General features: G+C 54.5%; 8 protein-coding genes and 1 tRNA gene. 1 reads left to right on the forward strand and 8 read right to left on the reverse strand.

Translation table 11 applies throughout. From position 1 onward, the window contains the following. Position 1 precedes the first annotated feature (1 nt). From M0R70_14570 to M0R70_14590, 5 genes are all read right to left on the reverse strand, one after another. Positions 2 to 889, reverse strand: a complete 888-nt coding sequence (locus M0R70_14570) for an ABC transporter permease (GenBank protein ID MCK9420593.1) — start codon at positions 887 to 889, stop codon at positions 2 to 4. Continuing rightward, positions 886 to 1,626, reverse strand: coding sequence for a cell division ATP-binding protein FtsE (gene ftsE, locus M0R70_14575; protein MCK9420594.1), 741 nt, complete (start codon positions 1,624 to 1,626; stop codon positions 886 to 888). Before ftsE ends, M0R70_14570 begins: the two co-directional genes overlap by 4 nt. A 151-nt stretch (positions 1,627 to 1,777) precedes the next feature. Further along, positions 1,778 to 2,716 (reverse strand): transketolase family protein, encoded by a 939-nt coding sequence (locus M0R70_14580; GenBank protein MCK9420595.1) that lies wholly within the window; start codon positions 2,714 to 2,716, stop codon positions 1,778 to 1,780. A 109-nt stretch (positions 2,717 to 2,825) separates the two neighbouring features. After that, complete coding sequence (locus M0R70_14585; GenBank protein MCK9420596.1) at positions 2,826 to 3,668, reverse strand: transketolase; 843 nt, start codon at positions 3,666 to 3,668, stop codon at positions 2,826 to 2,828. 130 nt (positions 3,669 to 3,798) lie between these two features. Next, positions 3,799 to 4,257, reverse strand: a complete 459-nt coding sequence (locus M0R70_14590) for a hypothetical protein (GenBank protein MCK9420597.1) — start codon at positions 4,255 to 4,257, stop codon at positions 3,799 to 3,801. 85 nt (positions 4,258 to 4,342) lie between these two features. Here M0R70_14590 and M0R70_14595 point away from each other — a divergent pair. After that, positions 4,343 to 4,429: transfer RNA gene (locus tag M0R70_14595), tRNA-Leu, on the forward strand. Between the two features lie 351 nt (positions 4,430 to 4,780). Here M0R70_14595 and M0R70_14600 read toward each other — a convergent pair. From M0R70_14600 to M0R70_14610, 3 genes are all read right to left on the reverse strand, one after another. Continuing rightward, positions 4,781 to 5,146, reverse strand: coding sequence for a hypothetical protein (locus tag M0R70_14600; protein MCK9420598.1), 366 nt, complete (start codon positions 5,144 to 5,146; stop codon positions 4,781 to 4,783). Beyond that, positions 5,143 to 5,433 (reverse strand): DUF6516 family protein, encoded by a 291-nt coding sequence (locus M0R70_14605; protein MCK9420599.1) that lies wholly within the window; start codon positions 5,431 to 5,433, stop codon positions 5,143 to 5,145. The genes M0R70_14600 and M0R70_14605 overlap by 4 nt, the downstream gene beginning before the upstream one ends. A 689-nt stretch (positions 5,434 to 6,122) precedes the next feature. Beyond that, on the reverse strand, positions 6,123 to 8,150 hold the full coding sequence (locus tag M0R70_14610; GenBank protein ID MCK9420600.1) for a DUF5018 domain-containing protein: 2,028 nt from the start codon (positions 8,148 to 8,150) through the stop codon (positions 6,123 to 6,125). Positions 8,151 to 8,792 lie beyond the last annotated feature (642 nt).

Consider the following 8,792-nt stretch of genomic DNA (forward strand, 5'->3'; position numbering starts at 1 on the left):
GCTACTCCAGGAACCTGCTGACCGAGACCAGCCCGCCGGCAAGACCAAGTACTCCGCCGCCGATTATCATATATGCTACCACCGAAAGCGGCAGAAAGTCCAACCCATTCGGCCGCGACAGGAAGAGGAAAACCTCCCGCGGAAGCGCATAGTACACGCCCGCAAGGACGCCCACAGCGAGCGCCGAGCCGAGCATGGCAAGCATCATGCCTTCAATAAGAAACGGCCCCTGGATGAATCCACGGGTCGCCCCGATCCACTGCATCAGCTCGATCTCCTGGCCCCGGGAGTACAGCGCAAGCCGGACTGAGTTGGATATGATGAACACCACGGTAATCCCGAGCAGAACAGCCAGTGCCATGCCGCCATAGGTGATCACCGTGTAAAAACCCGACAGCACCCGGGCGCCCTCTTTCCCATAGGAGACGTCTTCCACGCCTCGATAGTCTGAAAACTTCCCGGCCAGGACCTCGAGCCGCTCCGCGTCAACAGTTCGATGGTCAAAGGTTATCTCATAGGAATCAGGCAGTGGGTTCTCAACGAGACCCTGGATCAGCGCCTCCTGTCCCTTGAGCTCCTTTTTGAACAACTGGAGCGCTTCGGCCCTGGACAGGTAGCCGACCTTTTTCACGCCCGGCTCCATCTTGATCCGGTGCTGAATAAAATCCTTCTCATGCTCCGTCAGCCCGTCCTTCAGGTATACGGACATCTCGAGGCGGTCTCCCAGAGAATTCACCGCGGTCTGGAGGTTCAGGAACACGATCAGGAAAAAACCCACGATGAGCATGGCCATGCTGATCGTGCCCACCGCGAGCAGGTTCACGAGGCTGTTGGCACGAAGTCCCCGGAAGGCCTCGGCGATAAAGTACAACAGGCCGTATCCTTTCACGGCGCTCTCTCCTCAATCGTTGTTGCGGCCGTTCCCGCGTCCGGCCTCGACAGAGGGGTGGGAGCGGTGCGCTGAAAGTGGCTGCCGTCGTCAATCACCTTGCCGCCCTCCATAATAATGATCCTGCGCTGCATCTTCCGCACCGTTTCCCAGTCGTGAGTGGCCACCAGCACGGTCGTGCCCTTCATGTTGATGTCCTTGAACAGGCGGAATACCTCCTGGGCGCTCTGGGGGTCCAGGTTGCCGGTGGGCTCGTCGGCAAGCAGCACCTGGGGCTCGTTCACAAGCGCGCGGGCCACGGCTACCTTCTGCTGCTCTCCACCCGAGAGCTTTGGCGGCGTCAAGTGGCTCTTGTTTTCCATCCCGACCTTCTTGAGCACCTGGTACACGCGCCGCTCGATCTCTCCGGGAGGAGTACCCACCACTTTCAGCGCAAGCGCGATATTTTCAAAAATCGTCTTATGGAGAAGAAGCTTGTAGTCCTGGAACACGAAGCCTATGTTACGCCTGAGGTAGGGAATGGTCGAGGATTTCAACCGGGAAGTGTTCATGCCCTGCATGACGATCCGCCCCTCGTCCGCGAGTTCGGCGCAGAAGAGGATCTTGAGCAGGGTGGACTTGCCTGCACCGCTCGGGCCGGTAACGAAAGCAAACTCGCCCTTGTCCACCGTGAAGCTCACGTCGCGCAGAGCGGGAACTCCTTCATAATATTTTGTTACCTGATAAAGCTGGATCATAGTGAGTCAAAGCTCAAATCACAATATCCAAATCCCAAATAAATTCCAAATTAAAAATTCCAATGACCTTGGCGTTTGGAATTTGCTGTTTGGTTATTGGAGTTTATTTGTGATTTGGTGCTTGAGCTTTGGAATTTCCCCCGCTTGCGCATCAGCGCTTCTTCTTAATAACTTCCTTGACCGCGGAAACGATATCACCCGCCGACATGCCGTACTTCTTCAGCAGCCCTTCCTGGTCACCGGACGCACCAAAGGTGTCCTTGACGCCGATGCGCACCATCGGGACCGGGGATGATTCGCTCAGCACCTCGGCCACGGCGCCGCCCAGTCCGCCGATGATCGAGTGCTCCTCGGCGGTCACGATCGCGCCGCTGTGCTTCGCGGCCCTGATTATGGCGTCAACATCGATCGGCTTGATCGTGGACATGTTGATCACACCCGCGTCGATCCCTTCGGCCTTCAGCAGATCGCGCGCCTTGATCGACTCGGCGACCATGATGCCCGTGGCGATAATGGCCGCGTCCCTGCCCTCGTTGAACACGTGGGCCTTCCCGATCTTGAACGCATACCCCTCGCCAAAGAGCGTCGGCACCTTGTTCCGTCCCACGCGCACGTAGCAGGGGCCCATATGCTCCGCCACGGCCTCGATGGCCTGCATTGTCTCGGGCCCGTCAGCAGGGACGATCACGGTCATGTGCGGAAGCACGCGCATCAAGGCAATGTCCTCGACAGACTGGTGCGAGCCGCCGTCCTCGCCGACCGTAATGCCCGCGTGGCTCGCCACGATCTTCACGTTCATGTTCGGATAGCAGATGGACTGCCGCACCTGCTCCCAGGCCCTGCCCGTGGCGAACACCGCAAAGGTGCTCGCAAACGGCAGCTTGCCGGCTACGGAAAATCCGGCCGCCGTGCCCATCATGTCCTGCTCGGCAATCCCGATGTTGAAGAACCGATCCGGGAACACCTTGGCAAATTTCGAGGTCTTCGTCGAACCCGACAGGTCCGCGTCCAGCACCACCACGTCATCCCGCTTTTTCCCGAGGGCCACCAGCGCGTCCCCGTATGCATCTCTCGTCGCAACCTTTGTCACGTTTCCCCCCTCTTCGAGTGCGGAATGCGGAGTTCGGAGTGCGGAATAAGAACTAAGGAGTTCTTGTCTTCAGCCTTTCACTCCGCACTCCGAACTCGCCACTCCGCACTTATTTGCACACCGTCTCTTCCGACAACTCTTTCAACGCGATCTCGAGCTCTTCCTTCGACGGCGTGGTCCCGTGGAACTCCACCTTGCCTTCGAACTGCTTCGAGCCCTTGCCCTTGATCGTGCGGCAAACGATCATGGTCGGCTTTCCCTTGATGGTTTCGGCCTTGTCGAGCGCGGTGGTGATGGCGCCCAGATCGTGACCGTCGATATCAAGCACTTCCCAGCCAAAGGCGCGCCATTTGTCCGTGATCGGCTCCACGCCCATCACCCTGGCAACCGGCCCGTCGATCTGGAGCCCGTTGTTGTCCACGAGCGCGCAGAGATTGTCGAGCTTGTAGTGCGCCGCGGTCATGGCAGCTTCCCAGACCTGGCCCTCCTGCAGTTCGCCGTCGCCGAGCAGGGCGTACACCCGGTTCGACGTCTTGTCGAGCTTGTGCGCGAGCGCGATGCCGTTGGCCACGGACAGGCCCTGACCCAGTGAACCCGTGGAGATCTCGACTCCCGGCACATACTTGCTGTCCGGATGGCCCTGGAGCCGCGAGCCGAGCTTCCGGAGCGTGCAGAGCTCCGCATGCTCGATGAACCCCGCGTGCGCGAGCACCGTATACAGAAGCGGCGCCGCATGGCCCTTCGAGAGGATGAAATGGTCCCGTCCCTTCCAGTCCGGTTTCTTTGCATCGTACTTCATTTTATAGAAGTAGAGCGCCGTAGCGATATCAGCCGCGGATAGGCTGCCCCCGGTGTGGCCCGAGCCGCACTCGGTCAGCATCTTCAGGATGTCGATCCTGACCCTTCGGGCCTTGTCCGTCAATGCTTTCAACTGCTCTTTTGATGCCGCCATGCAACCTGTCCTCCTGAGTGGATCATAGTATGGTAATGAGCAACAACGAATGAGATTATGTTCACCAAGGCAGGTGTCGCCGCGTTTTTCATACGCAGCGATCCCGAATAGTTCTGTGGCGACAGGTGTTTCAGATCGATTTCTTCTGTTCCCTGTCTCGCTGCTCCTGGGCAAGAAAGTCCAGGATAATATCGTCGAGCCCCTTTTCTTTCGCATCCGCCCTCGCTGGAGTCTGAGCAGGCGGAGCGGGTTTTTCCCCAGCCGGGGTCGGCGCGGCGGGCGCCGGCACGGACGCAGTTGCAGTTGATGGTGTGTACGTGGATTCGTGCGGGGCGTTATTCAGATCCAGCTTTCCATGCATCAGGTCGCGTATCATCTGCTTGTGCTGCTCCATCATCAACGCGCGCACCACCTCATCAAGACAGTCGGCCTTGAGAATGTCGGCGTAGCTGGTCTTGCGCGAAGCAAGGATCGCTCCCTGGAGATAGAGGAGAGAAGTTACATAGGGACTGTTGACCCCGCCGTCCTCGGTCTGGCAGTGGTAGACCTTCCCCTGGAATTTGAAGTCAGTATTGTACCCGGTAAGCATAGGACGGTATTATACAAAGCCGGGCAGGAAGTTGCAAGCCTTTTTGCTTGACAGTAAAAGCAGGTTAGTGTAACTTTCATCGCGTGCCGGCGTGGTGAAACTGGTAGACGCAGAGGACTCAAAATCCTCCGGGGGCAACTCCATGACGGTTCGATTCCGTCCGCCGGCACCAATAAAAAGATCGGTTATTCAACCGATCTTTTTTGTTTTACGACGGACAGAATAAGGGGGGATAGGTGGTCGTTTTTTCGTAAGGCCTATATGCTTTTCACAGTGATGCACTACGCTACCTTTTTCGGTTGCCGCTTGATGATAAGCTTGGCACCCAAGGCGTCCGCTATCTTCTTCAGCGTCGTGAGGCGGGGAAGACCGTGCGTCAAGCATTCAATTGGGGCCTTATCTTTTTATCCTCTGTTGAACAATGTTACGCGCAAGTTCGTACTCGGGCATGACTTTATCATGCTCTATCTTAACAGCCTTGTCCTTCAATAGCTCTTCTCTGTGCTTCTGATAATCCATCCGCTTACACCGCCATTTCAAAAAACAGCTTGTCATAGGTCACAACCGGCGCAGTTCTCTTGGCGGTCTCTTTCTTTTCGATCAAGCCCACTTGCTCCAAATACTTCACGTCGTCCGCGACATTCTTCACGTCCCGCTTTGCCATGCGCGCAAGCTCGTTGATCGAGGACGGTTTTTTCATCTTGATGATATGCAGGAGTCCAAGACGTTTCGGAGTCAACACTTTCCGCAAAGCCTCGAAGCTCGTAAAGTACACCTCCGGCCCTTTTACCGGCTTTAATTTCTCTCCGCGTTCAATGGCCTCGACTTTCTTGACCGTGTCGTCAAGAACGCTCTTTAAACTCTTTATCATGATCTTTTTTATTTTCATAGTTCACCCCTCTTATATTGCTCGATATCGTTATAGAAATCCTCTGTCAGCTTTCTGAGGCTGACAAATTTGTACGGTTCAACCCTGCCTTTTATATGCCTGTGATCTCCCTTGCCCTCGGTATTGTCGTAGCCGATCACCCGGCGCTTTCCCACGATGTAAACGTATGAGTACTTGTAGCCATGCGGCTTGTCTTTCGTCGGTTCGGGCAACTGCCATATCTTGACCTCGACGATATTCCCCGCTTCATCGGGAGCTTTAACGTGCTCAACAAGCCATGCTTTCATAATTATTGGTATGATATGCCTATAGAGAAATAATGTCAACCAGAAAAGAAAAGCCCCGGGTTGCCCAGGGGCCTTGATATTACACCGCCACCGGCTCGTCGGGCATCCGGTCTTGCATTTCACGTATCATCTGCCGCGCCCGTTCAAACCGTTGCGTCGCATCGTAGATGATAGTCATAAAACCGTTGAGGTTGTGAGCAAGCAGGGTTTCCATGCAGTTATCTGCGCCTTCGTATTTCCCAGCTGCCAGACATTCAACGATACTGAGTATGCCACCAAGGTGATCTAATTAGTCTTCGATCTTCTCGTAAAGGTCATCGGTCTTGATCCTGTGCTTTTTCATTTTCATTCTCCTTTTCGTTATGCCTATTTTATGCCCGTCAGACCGGAGAGCCAGCCAAATTACCGTATCTCCTGCCAACTTACCGGACGAAGATAACCCTTGATGTAACAAGGATTATCGCGTAATTCTAAGCATTTCACAGAGCGCACCGCTCCGTCAGTCTCGCTCTCAAAATCCTCCGGGCGCAAGCTCATGACGGTTCGATTCCGTCCGCCGGCACCAATAAAAAGATCGGTTATTCAACCGATCTTTTTTGTTTTACATCGGATGGAGTGGAACAGAGGTGGGAACATAAAAAAACCCTCCGGCAAGATACACCGGAGGGTCAGTATCCTTTCAGCAGATGTTAATGAGGGAAGTTTACGATCGCGTCGATCTGCTCCTGTGTCATGCCGTCCCGGAACTCCGGGTCGGTGACGGACCAGAAGTTATTTACGATCCTCAGCGCCTCGTTGTCGATCTCCGTGGCCTTGGCCAATGCATCCGCAGCAGTCAGGCTGGTGTCGTAGGTCCCCAGGATGATAAAGTTGACAATAGCCACACTGCCGCCCACCGGAACAGTGATGGTATAGGAGAAATCAATCATATCGCTTCCATTACCGTTAGCCAAGCCATCATCGGATTGATATACCACCTGGCCAGCATTGCCAAACACCATACCGATATCGCGGGTGTACTGATCGCCATCCCACGCAGTAATGGCTTTGCTACTGGTCGACGGCGTATCGTAGATGATCGCGGTGCCGGATGTGCCCAGTTCGGTACCATAGTGGACGGTTGTCGTGATGGGGCTCGGAGTATTGTTCTCGAATACATCCACCCACCGTCCCCAGAGCTTGTTTGGAACGGTATAGAAAGACCGCGTCACATCGAGGCCGTCGTGGTTCTCGGATCTCGAGGCCATGTTCTGCACCTCTGCAGGTGTGTTCGTGGTCCAGCCTGCCAGGCCGAGTTCAAATCCGCCGTTTGTCACATGCTCGCCGGCCACGGAATCTTTTACTGAAACGAAATCGATCATCGTTAGGTTCGGGGTCCCAAAACCAATGCCGGGAGCGCTCCGTTCTTCAAATGACAGGACAATGCTCTGTCCATTATAGGCGGTCAGATTAGCGGTATGCAGAACCCCCGATATACTGGTGGTCGTTGAATACAGCTCTTCAAGTTCGGTACCTGCATTGTTCCGTATTACGACTCTGTAGCTCGGCGTGTAGCCCGGTGTAAAATCTCCGTCATTAAGCTTGACACTATCTGTCCAGGTGAGTGTCGTCGTCCCGGTGAGGCCGCTTAGGTTCAGGGTCTGCATGAGGCGCGAATCTGACGTGGCATTCAGGAATGCGGAATATCCACCTGACAGAGGACTGACGCCCGTTGAGTCTCCGTTGGACACGTCCGCCACCGTGACTCCCTGAGCCGTCCCCATCAACGGCCCATAGAAGGTCAAATCGCCATAGGTCTGAGATCCGAAGGACGACAGATCACTGAACGTAAGCGTAAGTGCAGAGACAAACTGAAAATCGCCGCCATCGATAAGGGAAAAATCACCATCGATCTCCCAGACATTCGCCTGGCCGGGGAAACTTTCCCGATAGTACCAGGGCTCATTAATCGTCCCTGTATCATTACCGTCACGCGTCTGGCCGAATGAAGTGATTGGCGACGCTGTCGGCGAAGTGATCGGTGTACCGAGCACGAGGGGCACGGTAACGGTAACAGTATAGTCCACATGCGAGCCGTCCGCTGCCGTAACAGTGTATACAACCGGGTTTGTGAAGTCGTTCTTTGTCACCCCGCTCACCTGTACCGTGCCGCCCGCAGTCACGCTTGTTCCCGATGTCGCGAACGTGGCGGTAAGGGCCGTTACATCTGTTAAGCCCGAAAGATTGACCGAGATCGTCTTTGCATTTTCATCGATGGTGCCGGCAACACCCGAGATCGAATAGGAGGTAATGGCTTTGTCGGTTCTATATGCCACCGTCACGGTCACCGTATAGTTCTGCGTGGAGCCGTCGGCCGCGTTGACGGTATAGACCACGGGGGTCGAGAAATTGTTCACGGTCACCCCGGTCACCTGCACGGTGCTGCCTACGACCACGCTCGCTCCTGTAGTCGTAAATGTGGCCGCCAGTGCGGTGTTGTCCGTCCCGTAGGGCACGATAACAGAGATCGTCCTGGCGCTTTCGTTCACGATTCCGGTAGCTGCTGGGGTTACGATCCCGAATGCGGTAATTGCCTTGGATGACGGCGTAACGACGCCGTTATCGTCGCTACTGGTACCACTGCTGATTCCGCCGCCGCCACCGCCGCCACTGCATCCTGCCGCAAGAATCGCCGACAAAAGAAACGATACAACCATATATAACCATGTTCTCTTCATCTGATATCTTTCCTTTCTTATGATCATCATTTTCTCAAGTCCGAGGCCGTCACCCTGAAACAACGCGTCAGAATAGCAAAATGAGCACTGTTTGACTTTTATAGACGAATTAAACATGATACTTTGGCCCTATTGCCAGTACACAATGCCAAATATTTCAACATTTGTCAATACAACTAATGCCGGCGGGTAAACCCAAAGCAGGGCCAAAAAATGGTCATCGTTAACAGAACCGGTCCGGGCATTACAAAAACCACGCGAGTTCACCACCCTGAACCAAAGCATCGATTACTGAACACTATGACATTCGCTTAACAGGCTGTTGAATAAGTCTTTTTGTGGTTCGACAGGCTCACCACGAACGGATAAATACGAATAAATTCAATACACGCTCCGTTCGCCCTGAGTCCTGAGCTTGCCGAAGGGTCGAAGGGTAAACGGAGCGTTTTTCAACAACCTGTTAAGTTTATCGCGGTGAGACAGAGGCCCGCAGGGCAGTATGCTGTTATAAAAACAGGCTCAAGTCCCTATCGAGTGGGTACTTTTGAGCGATTTTAGTAAATCAGATTTCAGGGAGCATGCAGGTTAGGACTTTGAGACGAAGATATTCTTCATCTCGTAAACCATAAGCGCGACGCTGAA

The organism is Nitrospirota bacterium (genome assembly GCA_023229435.1).
In the GTDB taxonomy this organism is placed as follows: domain Bacteria; phylum Nitrospirota; class UBA9217; order UBA9217; family UBA9217; genus JALNZF01.

Coding starts and splice junctions, on each gene's coding strand:
- ftsE (MCK9420594.1), bottom strand. CDS start 1,626: ATGATCCAGCTTTATCAGGTAACAAAATATTATGAAGGAGTTCCCGCT.
- M0R70_14600 (MCK9420598.1), bottom strand. CDS start 5,146: ATGAAAATAAAAAAGATCATGATAAAGAGTTTAAAGAGCGTTCTTGAC.
- M0R70_14585 (MCK9420596.1), bottom strand. CDS start 3,668: ATGGCGGCATCAAAAGAGCAGTTGAAAGCATTGACGGACAAGGCCCGA.
- M0R70_14610 (MCK9420600.1), bottom strand. CDS start 8,150: ATGAAGAGAACATGGTTATATATGGTTGTATCGTTTCTTTTGTCGGCG.
- M0R70_14605 (MCK9420599.1), bottom strand. CDS start 5,433: ATGAAAGCATGGCTTGTTGAGCACGTTAAAGCTCCCGATGAAGCGGGG.
- M0R70_14590 (MCK9420597.1), bottom strand. CDS start 4,257: ATGCTTACCGGGTACAATACTGACTTCAAATTCCAGGGGAAGGTCTAC.